Here is an 18,580-nt window from a genome sequence, read left to right on the forward strand (position 1 = left end):
TTAAATATTGAAAATAAAAAAAGCCACAATTTCAATTTAATATATAAACTGCCTTGCCCAATGACTAAGCATTTCTTGTGATGTTTTTATACAGCGATTATCTAATGTGACACTTGTGTAATTAGGCTCCGGCTGTGGTTTGTAATCTGTAGCAAACTGGCAAATGATGCAGTCAAAACCAGCGAAACAGGCAATAAATGTAAAGCAGCCCGCTTTTGTAGGAAAACTGCTCGCTTTACATAGACTTTTAAAACACAAATCCGTACAATATGCGGTTAATTCAAGCGAGAAGACTCAAGGAGACCGTGTTACCTCAACACTGTCTATCATTTGGCACGTCTACTCGCTTTTTTACAGCCCCAATTTTCTGGTTCAAGCTCAGGAGCTCAGTTTTGCGCACCCCTGCCATTTTAGCCCTCGCCGACGGAACGATCTTTCATGGTACTTCTATCGGAGCCACGGGTAGTACGACCGGTGAAGTCGTTTTCAATACTGCCATGACAGGTTATCAGGAAATTCTAACTGACCCCAGTTATGCCAAACAGATCGTTACCCTTACCTATCCGCATATTGGTAATACCGGCACCAATGATGAAGACCATGAATCCGGCCGGGCCAGCCGCGTGTGGGCCAGTGGTCTGGTGATTCGTGACCTGCCGCTGCTTGCCAGTAATTTCCGCTCCTCCAAGCCGCTGGATCAATATTTAAAAGAACAAAATATTGTGGCAATTGCCGATATTGATACCCGCAAGCTGACCCGTATCCTGCGTGATAAGGGTTCGCAAAATGGCTGTATTCTGGCAGGCAATGACATTACCGAACAACAGGCGCTGGAAGCGGCACGGGCATTTGGTGGGCTGGACGGACTGGACTTAGCCAAGGAATGCTGCGACCCGGAAGGCTATGAGTGGACTGCTGGTTCATGGCAACTCAACAAGGGCTTTAGCCAGCCAGAAGAAAAATTCCATGTGGTTGCTTATGACTATGGCTTTAAGACCAATATCCTGCGCATGCTGGCGGATCGTGGCTGCCGCTTAACTGTCGTGCCGGCCCAAACCCCGGCAGAAACAGTACTGGCGATGAACCCGGATGGTATTTTCCTGTCTAATGGCCCGGGTGACCCGGCTGCGTGCGACTATGCCATCGAAGCCGTAAAAAATATTGTCGACAATACTGAAATTCCAGTATTTGGTATTTGTCTGGGCCACCAGATTCTGGCGCTGGCCTCTGGTGCCAAAACCGTAAAAATGCCACATGGCCACCATGGTGCCAACCATCCGGTCAAGAATCTGGACGATGGTACGGTGATGATTACCAGCCAGAACCACGGTTTTGCGGTGGATGAAAGCACCCTGCCTGCATTCTTGCGGGTGACCCATCGCTCGCTGTTTGATGGCACCAATCAGGGCATTCACCGTACCGACAAGCCGGCATTCAGCTTTCAGGGGCACCCTGAGGCCAGCCCCGGCCCGCATGACTGTGCGCCGCTGTTTGACCATTTTGTCGAATTGATGCAGCAGGCCAAGCAGGACGAAACCCTGCAAAACAAATCTCAACAGTCATAATCAGGAGTTTATCAATGCCTAAACGTACAGACATAAAAAGCATCCTGATTATTGGTGCTGGCCCGATTGTGATTGGTCAGGCCTGCGAGTTTGACTATTCCGGTGCGCAAGCCTGCAAAGCGCTGCGTGAAGAAGGCTACCGGGTTATTCTGGTGAACTCCAACCCGGCCACCATCATGACCGACCCCAGCATGGCCGACTCAACCTACATTGAGCCGATCACCTGGCAGACGGTTGCCCAGATTATTGAAAAAGAACGTCCTGATGCGGTATTGCCCACCATGGGCGGCCAGACTGCACTGAACTGTGCGCTGGCACTGGATGCCAATGGTGTACTGGAAAAATACAATGTCGAGCTGATTGGCGCGAGTAAAGAAGCCATTGAAATGGCTGAAGACCGCAAGCTGTTCGATCAGGCCATGCGCCGTATTGGTCTGGAATGTCCGCGTGCGGCCGTGGCCAGCAACATGGAAGAAGCCTTTGAAATTCAGGCGCAACTGGGTTTCCCAGCCATTATTCGCCCGTCATTTACCATGGGTGGTTCGGGTGGCGGGATTGCCTACAACCGTGAAGAATTCATTGAAATTTGTGAGCGCGGTTTCGATCTGTCGCCCACCAAGCAATTATTGATTGATGAATCATTAATTGGCTGGAAAGAATACGAAATGGAAGTGGTGCGTGATAAAAACGACAACTGCATTATCGTGTGTTCCATCGAAAACTTTGACCCCATGGGTGTGCATACTGGTGACTCCATTACCGTGGCCCCAGCGCAAACCCTGACCGATAAAGAATACCAGTTGATGCGTAATGCATCGGTTGCGGTACTGCGTGAAATTGGCGTGGAAACCGGTGGTTCCAACGTGCAGTTCGGGATTAACCCCAAAGATGGCCGCATGGTGGTCATTGAAATGAACCCGCGTGTGTCGCGTTCATCGGCGCTGGCCTCCAAAGCAACCGGTTTCCCGATTGCCAAAATTGCCGCCAAGCTAGCCGTGGGCTATACACTGGATGAGCTAAAAAATGACATTACCGGCGGTGCAACCCCGGCCTCGTTTGAGCCATCCATCGACTATGTCGTAACCAAGATTCCACGTTTTAACTTTGAAAAATTCCCGCAGGCCGAACCTATCCTGACCACCCAGATGAAGTCTGTGGGTGAAGTCATGGCGATTGGCCGCAGCTTTCAGGAATCCATGCATAAAGCCTTGCGTGGTCTGGAAGTGGGTGCGTCAGGTTTTGATGAAAAAATTCCGGTCGGTGCCGAAGGGGCTGAAGACAAGCTGCGCCTTGAACTCAAAGTGCCCGGCCCAGACCGGATCTGGTACGTGGCTGATGCGTTCCGTCATGGCATGAGCATGGAACAGGTGTTTGAATACACCGCCATTGATCCATGGTTCTTGGTACAGATTGAAGACATTGTTAAAACCGAAGAACAGGTTAAACAATTGGGCTTTGCTGGCTTAACCTATGATGTCATGCGCAGCTTAAAGCGTAAGGGCCTGTCTGACTTGCGTATTGCCAATCTATTGGGAATACGCCAGAAACAATTGCGCAAGCGTCGCTGGGATCTGGGCATTCATCCGGTATATAAGCGCGTTGATACCTGTGCTGCTGAGTTTGCTACCAGCACGGCTTATATGTATTCCACCTATGAAGATGAGTGTGAAGCCAACCCAAGCAACCGTGACAAAATCATGGTACTGGGCGGCGGGCCAAACCGGATTGGTCAGGGCATTGAGTTTGACTATTGCTGTGTGCATGCGGCCCTTGCCATGCGTGAAGATGGTTATGAAACCATTATGGTCAACTGTAACCCGGAAACCGTATCAACCGACTATGACACTTCCGATCGCTTGTTCTTTGAACCAGTCACTCTGGAAGATGTACTGGAAATTATCCGCCTTGAAAAACCCAAGGGCGTGATTGTGCAGTACGGTGGCCAGACGCCACTGAAACTGGCCCGTGCCTTGGAAGAAGCAGGTGCGCCCATTATTGGGACATCGCCAGATGCGATTGACCGTGCGGAAGACCGTGAACGCTTCCAGCAAATGATTGAGCGCTTAAACCTGCGCCAGCCGCCAAACCGCATTATTCGCAGTGCTGAAGAAGGCATTGTGGAAGCCGAAAAAGTGGGTTATCCGCTGGTGGTGCGTCCATCCTATGTACTGGGTGGCCGCGCCATGGAAATCGTGTATAACGTGGATGAACTCAAGCGTTATTTACGTGAAGCCGTACAGGCATCAAACGAAGCGCCGGTATTATTGGATCGTTTCCTTGATGACGCCATTGAAGTGGACGTGGACTGTGTGTCTGACGGCACCACAGTAGTGATTGGCGGCATCATGCAGCACATTGAACAGGCTGGCGTTCACTCTGGTGACTCTGCCTGTTCATTGCCACCATACTCATTGTCTGATGAGATTCAGAACGTGATGCGTGAGCAAACCGTTGCCATGGCCAAAGAATTGGGCGTGGTTGGCCTGATGAATGTGCAATTTGCGGTCAAAGGCAACGATGTTTATATTCTGGAAGTCAATCCACGTGCCTCACGTACCGTGCCGTTTGTGTCCAAGTGTATTGGTGTCAGCCTCGCCAAGATTGCCGCGCGCTGCATGGCCGGTAAAACACTGGTCGAGCAGGACTTTACCACGGAAATCGTGCCTACGTTCTTTGCAGTGAAAGAAGCAGTGTTCCCGTTTGCCAAGTTCCCCGGTGTTGACCCGATCCTTGGGCCGGAAATGAAATCTACCGGCGAAGTGATGGGCGTGGGCAAAACCTTTGGTGAAGCCTTCTACAAAGCGGTGCTGGGCAGTAATGACCGCCTGCCGGGCAAGCCAGCCGAGGGCGAAATCAAGCGTGCTTTCCTGTCGGTGCGTGATAGCGACAAGCCACACATTGCCGCCGTTGCGACAAAGCTGAGTGACCTTGGCTTTAAGCTGGTGGCAACTGGTGGGACTTACCGCATGCTGCGTGATCAAGGCATTGAATGTGAGCGTGTGAACAAGGTGACAGAAGGCCGTCCGCACATTGTAGACCGCTTGAAAAATGGCGAGATTCACCTCATTATCAATACCACTGAAGGTAAACAGGCACAGCAGGATTCATTCTCAATCCGCCGTAGTGCCCTGCAAGGCAAGGTGTATTACACCACCACCTTGAGCGGTGCTGATGCGGTGTGTCAGGCCGTGAATATTCAACTGCCAATGGACGTTTACCGTTTGCAAGATTTGCAAAACATCTAACAGCGTCTAAAGGGTTCCGCTACTGTTTAGTGGCGGAGCTTTTTTTTTAGCGCAGTATTTATTTTTTATGCTGAACACAGGTGCTGTACCATTTAAAAGGACATGATTATGCAACGCTATCCCATGACCCCACAGGGTGAACAAGCCCTGAAAGACGAGCTACAACGTTTAAAATCCGAAGATCGTCCACGTATTATTGCGGCAATTGCTGAAGCACGGGCGCATGGCGACCTGAAGGAAAATGCGGAATACCATGCGGCCAAGGAACAGCAGGGTTTTTGTGAAGGCCGGATTCAGGAAATTGAAGCCAAGCTGGGTGCCGCTGACGTGATTGAAGTCAGCAAGTTGCAACAGGATGGCCGGGTGGTATTTGGCGTGACGGTTGAAATTGAAAATCTGGATACCGAAGAACGCCGCAGTTATCAGCTGGTGGGTGATGATGAAGCCGACTATAAGATCAATAAAATTTCGATTAACTCCCCGATTGCGCGTGGCCTGATTGGCAAGCGCGAAGGCGATGAAGTGAAGATTCAGACACCTAAGGGTGAAGTTGAATATGAAATCATGAGTGTGAAGTATCTGGGCTAATCGCCAAGAAATTTGAATGCTCACACAAAGGCTGCCAGTAGGTGGCCTTTTGTTTTTACAAAATGTTGTGCTTAAAATTAGGCCTGAAATAAAAATTAAATCACTGGTTGGTTTAACCAATAAAAATAGTGTTCAAAAACCGGTTGTCCTTTTTTCAGGAAAATCCTATATTCAACCCATGGCTAATTTAATATTTTGCGAGCTGACTGTTTTTGACCACGTACAATGCCGTGGCGAACAGGCTTGCCTGCACATGAGCCAGCCTAAACCCAAGAAACAGTTGCTGATCTGATCGGGGCAACTGTTCCGTCAGATGAGTGACGGAACAGTGCGATGCCCTGCTGTAACAACCCCCACCCATCTGATGTTTCCTAAGCCGGTCAGTATTGCTTAGAGAACACTCATGACTTTTGATTTTTCCGGGATCTGGATCCCTCTGATTACTCCATTGCAAGCGGATGATGCAAGTATGGATGCAGGTGTAGACCATTCTGCCCTGACGCGACTGGTTGAACAGTATCGAAGCAGCGGCATCCGTGGTTTTGCCAGCTTAAGCACCACCGGTGAAGCATCGTTACTGTGCTATGAGGAACAGGATGCAATCCTTGGCATAACCTTAAAGGCAGCCCAAGGCTTGCCAGTAATTGCCGGGCTGACTGCCAACACGTTTGTGCAAGCCTGCGAGCGTATCGCTCAGCTTAGCCAGTATGACATTGCAGGCATTATGCTAAGTTCGCCCAGCTATATCCGGCCCTCGCAACAAGGGCTGGTTGAGTATTTTATCCGGTTGGCTGATCTTAGCGAAAAACCACTGGTGATTTATGAAATTCCTTACCGTACGGGTGTGCGGCTGGAGTTGCCATCCTTACTCGCTTTGGCGCGGCATCCCAACATTCAGGCCATCAAGGATTGTGCTGGTTCACTGGCAATCACGCAGGCACTGATTGAAGATGGCAATTTGCAGGTATTGGCTGGTGAAGATTTTAATATTTTTAATACCCTATGCATGGGTGGACATGGTGCCATTGCAGCCGCAACCCATATCAGGCCGGACTTGTATATCAGCATGATGCATGCCATTCAGGCGGGCGAGCTGAACAAAGCGCGGCAGATTTTTGCCAGTGTTAGTCCGTTAATGCAGCAATTGTTTGCCGAGCCTAATCCTGCACCGCTCAAAGGATTACTGGCACAACAGGGGCACATTGCCAATCAGTTGCGCTTTCCCCTACTACCCCCCTCTACAGCGTTGGTTGAACAATTAAGCAGTCTGGCTCAACAGCTTATCCCGAAAACCTGATTTATCCTGAACAAAGCAAACCGATTTAACCGTTCGGATTAAACCAAACGCTTAAATAAACACTTTAAACTAGAACATCCTGAACTGGCGTATTGCAGCCAGTTCATATTTAAACTTCATACCTCATTCAATAATATAAGCTGCATCTTGTGGCAATATTCTAGGCTGGAATTTTGGGCACATTTTTTTCAATCCGGCTATCGGGAATCACCCACACTAGCGCCATCGCCAGATAAATTAGCTGAGAAATCCACTCGTGGTAAAACGCCAGCGGGACTGCCAGACAGTAACAGGCCACCGACAGCATGCCTTTATAGTCACGGCCAATGGCAAAGCGCAAGGTGTTGTTTTCTTCATCGGCACAGGTAATGGTATGTACCAGCAGCCAGTAAGCCACCGCACAAGCCGCCAGATTGATGCCATAAATTGCAGTGGGCAATGCATTAAAATGATTTTCGCCCATCCATCCCGTGCTAAACGGCAATAGTGATAGCCAGAACAGCAAATGCAGGTTGGCCCATAGCACACGGCCATTGATATGACGGGTGGCGTGTAACAGGTGATGATGGTTATTCCAGTAAATCCCAATGTATAAAAAGCTGAGGATATAGCTTAAAAACACTGGAATTAATGGGGTAAGTGCATGCAGGTCTGAGCCATGCGGGACTTTAAGTTCCAGCACCATAATGGTAATGACAATGGCCAGTACGCCATCACTAAATGCTTCAAGCCGATTTTTTTGCATCGTTTTTCCATTTATTTTAAACAATGTTGTCTAATCTTTTATCCATTGTTTCAAGAGTTAGGGTTTAGCCAGCAATCCCCAATCTACCAATATCAGTGACAATGCCTTGCCAATTATGAGCTTCTGGACTGCTATTGCATGGCATCATTTAATGATACTGGATTTGTTGCATTGAATATTGCAACTTTCAGGTTCAATCCAGATGGGTGATATCAGGCAATGGAAAAGTCATTTTAAAATCGGTCATTTTAAAAGCCGCCAGCACTTTGGCAGCACTTAAATCAGGGAAATAAGCGGGGTCAAACCACCAGTCTTTTACCTTGGCAATACAGGCATGGCCGCTGGCTGCGGGGGCTGTATAAAACCGTTTGCCCTGCCAGTCCTGTACCAGCGTTCTTAACCGTGCAGGAATAACTGCTGTGCTTACCGGAAATTTAAACCGGCTACGCTGAAATGTAATTCGGGCAATGGGCTGCTGGTCTGGTGTGTTGACCTTGATAGACTCAGCCTGCAATTTTGTTGCCGGGTGATAGTCAAACACCGCCAATTGCTTGGGAATACCCCAGTTGTTCTGGCCATTAATGACTGATGCCATGGTTGACACATAAATTTTATCAATGGAAGGATAGCCTTCTACTACCCCGCGGCTTAGCTGTGGAATATGCAGCAGCTCATCATAAGGCCCTGCATCACTTTGGGTATAATGCGCAAAAATCAGCAACTGAATACGGCCACGCGGCCACAGCTTGCCTAGCTTTGTAGCTGTATTTTTTATAGGTGCATTATCGTCAGGCATCCAGACAGCCACCACATAACCCTCACCAGTTAATTGCCATGGTGCAGGTACAGGCAGTATGGGGTTTTCTGGTTGACTTGTACTTTGAGTTGGCATGGGCGGCTCCGTTTTAATCATTGGTTTATTCATAGCCTATCAACACCAAAAACACGATATCTCAATAGCTTAACTTTTATGGATAAAATAGTTAATGCTGCTTCAAGCTTAACAATACCATCAGGCAGTTTGCTCATGGCGACGTATGCCCAACCAGACAGCAAGCGCCATGCCACTAAGGATAAATCCAAGGCCAGAAACACCTGCCCACGCATAATGCTGGTACATCCATGCCGAGGCCAGTGAACCAAATGCCCCACCAATAAAATAACTGAGCATATAGCCCGCATTCAGGCGGTTTCGGGCTTCCGGCTTGATCTGATAAATAATATTCTGGTTGACCACATGCACCAGTTGCACGCATAAATCGAGCACAATAATGCCAACAATTAGAGCAATCACCGAATGCCCGCCAAAGTACACCGGTATCCACGACAGCATCAGCAAAATACAGCCCAGCGTGGTGGTTTGTGTGGATTTGCCCTGATCAACCATTTTACCGGCCTTGGTGGCGGCCAGCGCGCCAGCCACACCAGCCAGACCAAACAGTCCAATCATAAAGTCTGAAAAGCCAAAGGGAGCTTCGGACAATAAAAAAGCCAGTGGTGTCCATAACACACTAAAGCAGGCAAAAATCAGCCCGCCAATAATGGAGCGCCATAGGAAAACCTTTTCAGTTTTAAAAAAGGTAAAAATAGAAGCCAGCAACTGCAGATAGCTTAATCCGGCACTTTGATGGCGTGCTGGCAAGTTGCGGTACAGTACCACGGTGGTGAGGAGCAGCATGGCAGCCGCACACCAGTAAATGGTACGCCAGTTGCCAAGGTCAGATAAAAAGCCCGCGACCGTGCGGGCCAGCAATATACCAAGCAACAGGCCGCTCATGATGGTGCCCACCACCTGCCCGCGCTGATGCGGATTGGCCAGTGCAGACCCTAATGGGACAATCACCTGTGCCACCACCGAAAAAAAACTGGTAATACTGGTGCCAATAAACAGCATCCAGATATTCGTAGATAGCGCACTCAGCAGTAAGCCACTGGTTGATAACAGCAACATGCTGATAATCAGGCGACGCTGCTCGAACAAATCACCCAGCGGCACCAGCAACACCAGTCCTAAGGCATAGGACAACTGGGCCACGGTTACTATAATTCCGGCACTGGCATAAGAAAGCTGAAAATAATCGGCAATGCTATGCAGCAGCGGCTGGGCATAATAATTGCTCGCCACTGCAATGCCAGTGGTAAAGGCCATCAGCATGACCATGCCACGACTTAACGTAGCTTCTGGAGTGGAACGGTCAGGTATGGGTCTGGATGCAGGCATCGGATGTTTTAATAATAGTGCAAAAAAATTTACAGCAAATTATGCCCGAATTTAATGACAGGACTGTAATTAAACGTGCTAAATCAATTTAATGGCAATGAAACTAAATAGCGATGAAACGGCGATGAAAACTGGCACTTTTGCTTCGTTAATAGCTTAGCATTACCCCATGCTTTAAGCCTTATCACGGTATTAATATTGAGCATTTAAAAATAAAGGCACAAAAAAAGCACTCATGAAAAGTGCTTTTTTAATCTACCATTAATTGGCCCTTGCCACAGGAGGCGTCCTACTTGAACGCCACTGCTGAATTACACAAGGCCATGCGATTGGAGTTTTTGGAGGGTGACCAGTCTGTGCCTGCATTGGATTTAAAATAACCCAGTGGCCCAACCTGTTTAGCCAGCGCCTGACAGGCTTTCATATCAGCATCACTGCCGTCAGCTCCACCGCTAGCCTTGCAGCTGCCACTATTGCAACGCCAGTCCATGCCATTGCCCTGAACATTGCCCTGATGTGCGCTACCTGCGCTGTATTCGACAGGTGCAGCCCACGCCTGGGACATGCCCAATACCAAAAGCCCCATACCCAACACATGTTTGATTTTCATCAAACCACTCCTCTATAAAGGACCGGCATCACACACGGTCCATTGTTTATCTTATACGCTGTTTTTCATTTTATTTCAGTAGTAAATCATTATCCCAGCATACATGATTTGTTACAACTGCTGCACATTAAACGTATCACACTGATTTATATCACCTGTTTTTAGGCCCGTATTAAACCAGCGTGTCCGCTGCTCACTGGTGCCATGCGTAAAGCTGTCTGGTACCACATGACCACTTGCCTGTTTTTGCAGGTAGTCATCACCAATTTTATGCGCTGCATCCATGGCTTCCTGTACATCACCGGGCTGTAAAAACTGGGTGCGCTGCTGGTTACGGTTAGCCCATACCCCAGCAAAACAATCAGCCTGTAATTCCTGCCGAACCGACAAGGCATTACCCTTGCTTTCACTGGCTTGCTGACGCGCTTGCTGCACTTCGCTGGAAATGCCCAGCAGGTTTTGCACATGATGGCCCACTTCATGCGCAATCACGTAGGCTTCGGCAAAGTCGCCGGCCTGATTGCTATTCGGGTTTTCCGCACTGTTTTGCTGGTCACCGCTAATGCCCATTTGCTGACGCATTTGCTGGAAAAACGACAGGTCAATATACACTTTCTGGTCTGCCGGGCAATAAAATGGCCCCATGGCAGACTGTGCTGCACCACAACCGGACTGCACCCCATTACGGAACAACACCAGTGTTGGCTTTTGATACTGCTTGCCGGAACTGCTAAAAATTTGTTGCCAGACGTCTTCAGTATCAGCCAGAATGACACTGACCATTTGCCGGGTTTGTGCATCTTCCGGGCTTTCCTGATAAGGCTGCGATACCTGCTGGGTTGCAGTTTGACCACCCAGCATGGTAAGCGGGTTAATGCCAAACACTTTCCAGACAATCAGGCCCAGAATTACCACCACTATGGTGCCTTTGACACCCAGCCGGGAAAAAATTGCCATCAGAGCAAGCGGGCTGGCACCACCACCGCCAAAACTGCCGCCACTCGCACGTTGGTCATCAACCTGATTACTTTCACGACGTCCTTTCCAGCGCATGATGCACCCCTTGTCTATGGATGATTTTCAAAAAACCATTTTGCAAATTTTGTTTAAGGATCGTTTTTACACAGGCTGGCTATTTAGTATGAATAGCCAGCCTGTAAATGGCGTATACATAACCGGGCAGTCTGGCAAACCCAAACTTAAGATCTAACCGACGACCAGACTTTCTGGCCTAGCGTTACAATGATTAAAACAGCAATACCTGCCACAATGCCTATCAGGCCATTTAGCACAGTGGGTAGCAAGGCTTCAAATAACTGGCCAAATCCCGGAATGCCACCAGCCTGCTGGGCACGGTTTTCAATCCAGTGATGAAACAACGGTACGCCATGCGCAATAATGCCACCACCCACCAGAAACATGGCAGCAGTACCAACAATAGACAGGGTTTTCATTAAATAAGGTGCAAAAATCAGCAAGCCACGGCCAATGCTTCTAGCCAGTTGGCTACGCTTTTTCATCAGGTAGAAACCGGCATCATCCAGCTTGACAATGCCAGCCACCAGTCCATATACCCCGACGGTCATTAAAATAGCGATTACACTCAGCACCAAGAGCTGATCCAGTAAAGGGGCATCGGCCACGGTTCCCAGACTAATGACAATAATTTCTGCCGATAAAATGAAATCGGTACGGATAGCGCCCCTGGTTTTTTCTTTTTCAAACTGGGCCAGATTTTCAATATCCAGCTCTATCTTCTTTTCGGCTTCCGCTGTACCGGATACTGCTTTCTCCTTGCGGTGAAAAAAACTGTGCGCCAGCTTTTCTACCCCTTCATAACACAGGTACAAACCACCCAGCATGAGCAGCAACAGCACGCCCTGCTCCCAGAATGCGCTAATTAGCAGCGCCAGTGGCACTAAAATGACTTTGTTAATAAAAGACCCTTTAGCCACCGACCATACAATTGGTAATTCACGTTCGGCCTTGAATCCGGTCAATTGCTGGGCATTAAGCGCCAGATCATCGCCCAGTACCCCGGCGGTTTTTTTGGCCGCCATTTTGCTCATTAAAGCCACATCATCCAGAATTGTGGAGATGTCATCCAGTAAAGTCAGTAAACTAGCCCCAGCCATCTTGTTCTACTCAATTGGTTAATTAGCGCTAACATAAGGAATTTTAAATTTTTGTTCTATCCATAAATTGCTGTAAAAAGATTATTTTTTGCAAATCCTGCTTAAAGATTTTTCTGGTTAGACCTTCACATTTGGCCTGTAATCCGGCTGGATGCTTAGTGCTCAGGTCAGGTTATTGCAAAATATAGAGGATAAAAGCGCGATGCTATTGACCAAAATCTGCTTTGTCAGTCCATTGCTTGGCCCGATTTTCGGTATCCTGTGGGTCCATCGTAACGCGACTAACCGGGGGATAATAGCGGCGTGCAGGGTGATAAGGCGCTGAACTGGAAGGATATAAATAATAAGTATCCTGGTTAAAATACACATCACTGGTGGCGTTTTGTGGGGCAATGACCTCAACGCGCCGGTTAATCACTGTGGTGCTGGGGGCTTGATAATAAAAGCGTGCAGCAATTTCTGGCCGCTGCCCGCTTGCCCGGTCACTGCGGCGGTGCGTGCTGTAGCGATGATAGCCCGGTGATTCACTAATCACCTGACGGTAGTGCGGTGGTGCTGGCGGCTCAGGCTTGACCCGTCCCCTGTAAATGGCATGGGGCTTTTGCGGTGACTGTTGCACAGCCGAAATACCAGACATCCCAACCAGTGTACTGGCCGCTAGCGCAGGCAAGCTGGTGCAGGCTGCGAAACTGACAACCATTGCAATCAAAGCTGGTTTGTTCAATATTGCACGGGTTTGCATTCTTTTAGCCCATTGCATGTTTTCGGCAGTTTTCAGGGCTGCAATACGTGTGGTTGCTATAATAAGTTTCATGTCAGGTTCGCAGTTATTTTGTAGTGAAAATGGACTATTGTATGCTGTGCTGCTTTAACGCTATTTTTAACTCGGAATTTGCTACCTCATCGGCCTGAGCGCTTAAAGCCATCTTCAATTTAAATTAATTTGGCAAAAGGCACAATTCGCTCAAATTATATACAACAAAAATGGTATGAAGCCTCTACAATACCCGCATATTTGCAGCCTTGGCCTGCCACAATCACCCATTATTATGAAAGCGGAACTGGATTTATGAGCAGTACTACCGACAAGCGTCCCGTTGTTTTAACCGGTGACCGAACCACGGGGCAACTTCATCTTGGACATTATGCTGGCTCATTAAAAACCCGTACTACCTTGCAGGATAGCCATCATCAGTTCTTGCTGCTGGCAGATGCACAGGCCCTCACTGATAACTTTGATAACCCGGAAAAAGTGCAGCGCAACGTATTGGAAGTGGCGCTGGATTATCTGGCAGTGGGCATAGACCCAACCAAAACCACTATTTTTGTGCAATCCTGCGTGCCTGCGCTGTCTGAGCTAACCATGCTGTACCTGAACTTTGTGACGGTAGCCCGGCTGGAACGCAACCCGACCATCAAGCAGGAAATTGTGCTACGCGGATTTGAGCGTGATATTCCGGCTGGCTTTTTGTGTTATCCGGTGGCACAGGCGGCGGATATTACCGCATTTAAAGCCACGCTGGTGCCCGTGGGTGAAGACCAGATTCCGATGATTGAACAAACCAATGAAATTGCACGCCGCATTAACCGTCAAGCGGGACAGGACATTTTGCCGGAATGCAAGGCCATGCTGTCTACTGTCGCGCGCCTGCCCGGTTTTGATGGCAAGGCCAAAATGAGCAAATCACTGGGTAACACCATCGTGCTAAACGCCAGTGATGATGACATTAAAAAGGCCGTCAACAAAATGTATACCGACCCCAATCACCTCAAAGTGAGCGATCCCGGTCAGGTGGAAGGTAACGTCGTGTTTACCTATCTGGATGCCTTTGATGAGTTTCCGGAAGAAATTGCCGAGCTAAAAGCCCATTACCAGCGTGGCGGTTTAGGCGATTCTGTTCTGAAAAAACGTCTGTATGAACGTCTGGTGGCGATGATTGCACCCATTCGTGAACGCCGTAACCAGTTTGCCCAAGACCCGGCTTATGTAATGGATGTGCTGCGCGAAGGCACCCAGAAGGCACAGGTAGTTACTCAGCAAACGCTGGATGAGGTGAAAAATGCACTGGGCCTGTTCCGTTTTTAATTGGCCGGCATTGTTCTAATAAAATGCCTTAAGTGTATTGCTTAAGGCTTTTTTATTTGTTTTATTGCCTGCCTTGATGCACTGGCCCAACGGAAATACGCATAACTATACAATCCATTATTGTTATGTTATAACATAATTATTAAATTAATTCGGGTTTCAGTTATGCAGGTTTTATCATCATTAAAAAGCGCCAAAAAACGCCATGCAGATTGTCAGGTGATTCGTCGCCGTGGCAAGCTGTATGTAATTTGCAAAAGCAACCCGCGCTTTAAGGCCCGGCAGGGTTAAATGGCAATGTGCTGCCAGCATGTGAATTCTGGCAGCTTTAAGGCCTAAACATAGAAAAATGAATGCAAACAGGTTTAAGGCTTAATGGGCAGGCTGCTTGTCCAGCGGCTGTTGATCGAGCTTCAGCGAAATCATTAGCATTACCAAACCACCAATACTTAAACCTACACCCACCCAGATGGGTGCAATCCAGCCATAGCCAGCGCTAATCACTAGACTGCCCAGCCATGCCCCTTGTGCATTGGCAATGTTAAATGCCGAATGATTAAGCGACGCGGCCAGTGTTTGTGCCTGACCTGCCACATCCATTAGGCGGGTTTGCAGGGCTGGCCCCAGCGCCATACCGGTTGCGCCCATTAAAAACAGTGCCACCAGTGCGGTATAAAAATTTTGCATCAGGAACGGGGCAATACTAAAGGCTGCAATCATGCTAAATACAATGCTGTACAGGGCTTTTTTCATGCCACGGTCGGCCAGCCAGCCTCCGACCAGACCACCACTGACCATTCCCAGCCCCCACACGGCCAGCGCCAGCGGCACATAGCGAATACTCACCTGCGTATAATGGGTGAGTAAGGGCGACACAAAGGTATAAACCGAAAATAGCCCGCCAAACCCAATGGCAGCAATGCCCAGCGTGAGCCACATCTGGCGGTTTTTTAGGCCAGCCAGTTCGGTTTGGATGCTGGCACTGGCCGCCATGGCAATTTTAGGCAAAACCAGTGCAATCGCCAGCATGGTGACCGCGCCAATTCCTGCTGCAAAAATAAAACCACTGCGCCAGCCCAGATGCTGGCCCAGCCACGTGGCAAATGGCACACCAATGACCGTGGCAATGGTTAAGCCCAGCATTACATGCGCTACCGCTTGTGCGCGTTTGGCAGGCCCGGCCAGCGTGGCTGCAACCAGTGCAGCCACACCAAAATAAGCACCATGTGGCAAGCCGGCAATAAAGCGCGAAATGACCAGACTGTGAAAATCTGGTGCAAAAGCAGTGGCCGCATTGCCCACGGTGAAAAATAGCATCAGTGCCAGCAACAAGCCCTTGCGTGGTACACGGGCACACAAAATGGCAATGACTGGCGCACCAACCACCACCCCCAGTGCATAAGCGCTAATCATATAACCCGCCACTGGCACGCTGACACCCACACCCTGTGCAATTTCCTGAATCAGGCCCATGGCCACAAACTCGGTGGTGCCAATTCCAAAGCCCCCCAGCGCTAGCGCCACAATAACCCAGAACAATGAATAGGCAGGACTAGACCCAGCAGGATTAACCCGGTGGGGAGAATTTAAGCTCGACATAGGATAGTCAACAGCTTAGGTTCGACATCAGACGAATAAGAACAGACAGATCACCCGGCAGTCGTATTATCCCAATGGGGATTACAGCCAGAAATTGAATTGAAATGTGATTATAGGTGAAGTTTCAGCCTGAAATAGCAGTATTGTTTAACCAAACTAAATTTTTATAAATTCAGATAAAAAGTAGTTAACAATGAAATTAATTTCCCCCTGTTCAAGCCCTTAGCCCAGCATGGAAAATTACCATAACCCATTGGTTTCTTCAGAAATTCATCACTATAGTGCTGCACAGGGTTACATGATACCTGCCTTGATGCTGTGATTTTTCCAGCAGCCAAGCCAGCAGGCATTACCCTGAATCCTTTTATTTTTATGTCAGCTGTATTGTTTGTTGCAGCGTGTTGTTTCTGATTTTTTCGAGTGTGTCTTATGACGCGGCTTTTATCCCTGCTGTCTGTACTGCTGTGTTTTACAGTTGTCCAGCCCGGCCATGCCAAACCTGTTTCTTCCGCTAACCAGTCATCTGCCAGGATGCCTGCCGAGCTGACCATTATTGGCTACCATGAAATTGCAGCCCCACAGCAGGCTTTAATTCCTGACTATACGGTTGAACCGCAACGGTTTGAACAGCAAATTCTGTGGCTGAAAAACTATGGCTTTCATTTTGTCAGTATGGATGATGTGCTGGCCGCGCGTGCCGGAAAAAAAGCACTGCCGCCCAAGGCTGTACTGCTAAGCTTTGATGATGGCTATGTGTCGTTTTATAACCATGCCTTTCCACTGGTCAAAAAATACAAGATTCCAGTGGTAGTGGCGCTGGTGGGCAACTGGTTGACACCCGAAGACAATCAGCTAGTGGATTTTGATGGCAAGACCATTACACGCAACAACATGGTTAGCTGGGCACAATTGCAGGAAATGAGTGATAGCGGTTTGGTGGAAATTGCCAGCCACACCTATGATTTGCATGACGGTATTCTGGCTAATCCACAGGGCAACATGCAGCCGGCCCTCACAGCACGCCTGTATGACGCAGCCACTCAAACCTACGAATCCGATCAGGATTACCGGACGCGTCTGTATAATGATTTTAAGCGCAATAATGATATGTTTATCAGACATGGCCTCAAGCGCCCCAGAATTATGGTATGGCCATATGGTCGCTATAATTCTGTTGCACAGGAGATTGCCAGCCAGCTGGGCATGACAATTGCCTTTACGCTGGATGATGGGCCAAACCTGCCGTCTACCCCACTGTCTGCCCTGCGCCGCATTCTGGTCGACCACAGCATGACGCCTGCCGATCTGGGCTATGAAATCAGCGTTCGAGAGCGGCAATTTACAGACCATAACCGTGCCCAGAAAATCATGCATGTGGATCTGGACTATATTTATGACCCAGACCCGGAACAGCAGGAACGTAATCTGGGCCATTTGCTGGACCGCATTGTAGCCATGCAGGTCAATACTGTTTATTTGCAGGCATTTTCTGACCCGGACGCCAATGGCTCTGCCAACATGGTGTATTTTCCCAACCAGCATGTGCCAATGCGCGCTGACCTGTTTAACCGGGTGACATGGCAAATTCGTACCCGCACGCAGGTCAACCGGGTATACGCCTGGATGCCTTTGCTGGCCTGGGAGCTACCGGACAGTGACCCCGCCTCTACCGATATTGTGGTGGCTGAACCGCACAACAACAGCCAGCATTTGAATATGGGTTACCATCGCCTGTCGCCATTTTCGGCACTGGCACGCCAGACCATTACCGGGATTTATCAGGATCTGGCCAAGTCGGTGCCGTTTGACGGCATCCTGTTTCATGACGATGTGACCCTGTCGGACTATGAAGATGCCAGCCCCAAGGCCAGGGCCCAGTACGAAGCATGGGGGCTGCCGCGTGATTTAAACATCATTCGGAATGATGATACCCTACTGCAAAAATGGACTTCGCTTAAAACCCAGACACTGGATGAATTTGCACTGGGACTGGCAGCAGAAGTCCGCAAGCAGCAACCCAATCTGCTGACTGCGCGCAACCTGTATGCGCAGGTGGCCCTCAAAGCCTATGCAGAAAACTGGTATGCGCAGTCGCTGGAAAATTCGCTACGTGATTATGACTTTACCGCCATTATGGCCATGCCTTACATGGAACAGGCCAAAGACCCGGACGCGTTTTATGCCAATATTGTCAAGCGGGTCAAAAGCTATCCGGAAGGCCTGAAAAAAACCGTGTTTGAGTTACAGGCTACTGACTGGCGCACCAGCACACCCGTGCCTTCTGAGGAAATGGCCAATACCATCAGCAAACTGTATTTACAGGGTGTGCGACATGTGGGTTATTACCCGGACGACCCCATTAAGGGCCATCCCGACCCAGCTATGTTACGGGGTGTATTTGACAGTAAATCCAGTGCAGCCCTGCCATAACTGGTGGGGTCACCCGCTTAATTACCCGAAACTTTCATAGCAACTGCTGCCGGGTTTTG

The 18,580-nt window shown here is 48.9% G+C and carries 16 protein-coding genes; 7 read left to right on the forward strand and 9 right to left on the reverse strand.

Annotated features, from left to right (window positions below):
* Window positions 1-392 precede the first annotated feature (392 nt).
* The 4 genes from carA to dapA all read left to right on the forward strand — a co-directional run bounded on the left by carA (window position 393) and on the right by dapA (window position 6,695).
* Complete coding sequence (carA, locus tag BKE30_RS12700; protein ID WP_076878962.1) at window positions 393-1,565, forward strand: glutamine-hydrolyzing carbamoyl-phosphate synthase small subunit; 1,173 nt, start codon at window positions 393-395, stop codon at window positions 1,563-1,565.
* Window positions 1,566-1,579: 14 nt separating this feature from the next.
* Window positions 1,580-4,810: a carbamoyl-phosphate synthase large subunit gene (gene carB / locus BKE30_RS12705; protein ID WP_076878963.1), complete on the forward strand. Its 3,231-nt coding sequence runs from the start codon at window positions 1,580-1,582 to the stop codon at window positions 4,808-4,810.
* A 108-nt stretch (window positions 4,811-4,918) separates the two neighbouring features.
* Window positions 4,919-5,398 carry a transcription elongation factor GreA gene (gene greA, locus BKE30_RS12710; protein WP_076878964.1) on the forward strand — a complete coding sequence of 160 codons (480 nt, stop codon included), beginning with the start codon at window positions 4,919-4,921 and terminating at the stop codon, window positions 5,396-5,398.
* 403 nt (window positions 5,399-5,801) lie between these two features.
* Complete coding sequence (gene dapA / locus BKE30_RS12720; protein WP_076878966.1) at window positions 5,802-6,695, forward strand: 4-hydroxy-tetrahydrodipicolinate synthase; 894 nt, start codon at window positions 5,802-5,804, stop codon at window positions 6,693-6,695.
* Window positions 6,696-6,855: 160 nt separating this feature from the next.
* Here dapA and BKE30_RS12725 read toward each other — a convergent pair whose 3' ends face one another.
* From BKE30_RS12725 to BKE30_RS12755, 7 genes are all read right to left on the reverse strand, one after another.
* On the reverse strand, window positions 6,856-7,440 hold the full coding sequence (locus BKE30_RS12725; protein WP_076878967.1) for a TMEM175 family protein: 585 nt from the start codon (window positions 7,438-7,440) through the stop codon (window positions 6,856-6,858).
* Window positions 7,441-7,633: 193 nt separating this feature from the next.
* Window positions 7,634-8,332 carry a hypothetical protein gene (locus BKE30_RS12730; protein ID WP_143253733.1) on the reverse strand — a complete coding sequence of 233 codons (699 nt, stop codon included), beginning with the start codon at window positions 8,330-8,332 and terminating at the stop codon, window positions 7,634-7,636.
* A gap of 120 nt (window positions 8,333-8,452) precedes the next feature.
* A complete protein-coding gene (locus BKE30_RS12735) occupies window positions 8,453-9,661 on the reverse strand; it encodes an MFS transporter (protein ID WP_076878969.1) in 1,209 nt (402 codons plus the stop codon).
* Between the two features lie 289 nt (window positions 9,662-9,950).
* Window positions 9,951-10,271 (reverse strand): hypothetical protein, encoded by a 321-nt coding sequence (locus tag BKE30_RS12740; RefSeq protein ID WP_076878970.1) that lies wholly within the window; start codon window positions 10,269-10,271, stop codon window positions 9,951-9,953.
* 111 nt (window positions 10,272-10,382) lie between these two features.
* A complete protein-coding gene (ypfJ, locus tag BKE30_RS12745; protein WP_076878971.1) occupies window positions 10,383-11,324 on the reverse strand; it encodes a KPN_02809 family neutral zinc metallopeptidase in 942 nt (313 codons plus the stop codon).
* A 146-nt stretch (window positions 11,325-11,470) separates the two neighbouring features.
* On the reverse strand, window positions 11,471-12,406 hold the full coding sequence (locus BKE30_RS12750; RefSeq protein ID WP_076878972.1) for a DUF808 domain-containing protein: 936 nt from the start codon (window positions 12,404-12,406) through the stop codon (window positions 11,471-11,473).
* A gap of 205 nt (window positions 12,407-12,611) precedes the next feature.
* A complete protein-coding gene (locus BKE30_RS12755) occupies window positions 12,612-13,220 on the reverse strand; it encodes a hypothetical protein (protein ID WP_076878973.1) in 609 nt (202 codons plus the stop codon).
* Between the two features lie 255 nt (window positions 13,221-13,475).
* Between BKE30_RS12755 and trpS the strand changes: the two genes are divergently transcribed.
* Together trpS and ykgO are read left to right on the forward strand one after the other, a co-directional pair.
* Entirely contained in the window at window positions 13,476-14,492 is a 1,017-nt protein-coding gene (gene trpS, locus BKE30_RS12760) for a tryptophan--tRNA ligase (protein ID WP_076878974.1), read from the forward strand.
* 165 nt (window positions 14,493-14,657) lie between these two features.
* Window positions 14,658-14,783, forward strand: a complete 126-nt coding sequence (ykgO, locus tag BKE30_RS12765) for a type B 50S ribosomal protein L36 (protein WP_076878975.1) — start codon at window positions 14,658-14,660, stop codon at window positions 14,781-14,783.
* 81 nt (window positions 14,784-14,864) lie between these two features.
* Here the strand turns inward: ykgO and BKE30_RS12770 are convergent, their stop codons facing one another.
* Window positions 14,865-16,091, reverse strand: coding sequence for an MFS transporter (locus BKE30_RS12770; protein ID WP_076878976.1), 1,227 nt, complete (start codon window positions 16,089-16,091; stop codon window positions 14,865-14,867).
* A gap of 164 nt (window positions 16,092-16,255) precedes the next feature.
* Window positions 16,256-16,441, reverse strand: a complete 186-nt coding sequence (locus BKE30_RS12775; RefSeq protein ID WP_076878977.1) for a hypothetical protein — start codon at window positions 16,439-16,441, stop codon at window positions 16,256-16,258.
* A gap of 79 nt (window positions 16,442-16,520) precedes the next feature.
* Between BKE30_RS12775 and pgaB the strand changes: the two genes are divergently transcribed.
* Window positions 16,521-18,521, forward strand: a complete 2,001-nt coding sequence (gene pgaB / locus BKE30_RS12780) for a poly-beta-1,6-N-acetyl-D-glucosamine N-deacetylase PgaB (protein WP_083698575.1) — start codon at window positions 16,521-16,523, stop codon at window positions 18,519-18,521.
* Window positions 18,522-18,580 lie beyond the last annotated feature (59 nt).

Origin of the sequence: Alkanindiges hydrocarboniclasticus (genome assembly GCF_001982605.1) — a bacterium.
Taxonomy (GTDB): domain Bacteria; phylum Pseudomonadota; class Gammaproteobacteria; order Pseudomonadales; family Moraxellaceae; genus Alkanindiges; species Alkanindiges hydrocarboniclasticus.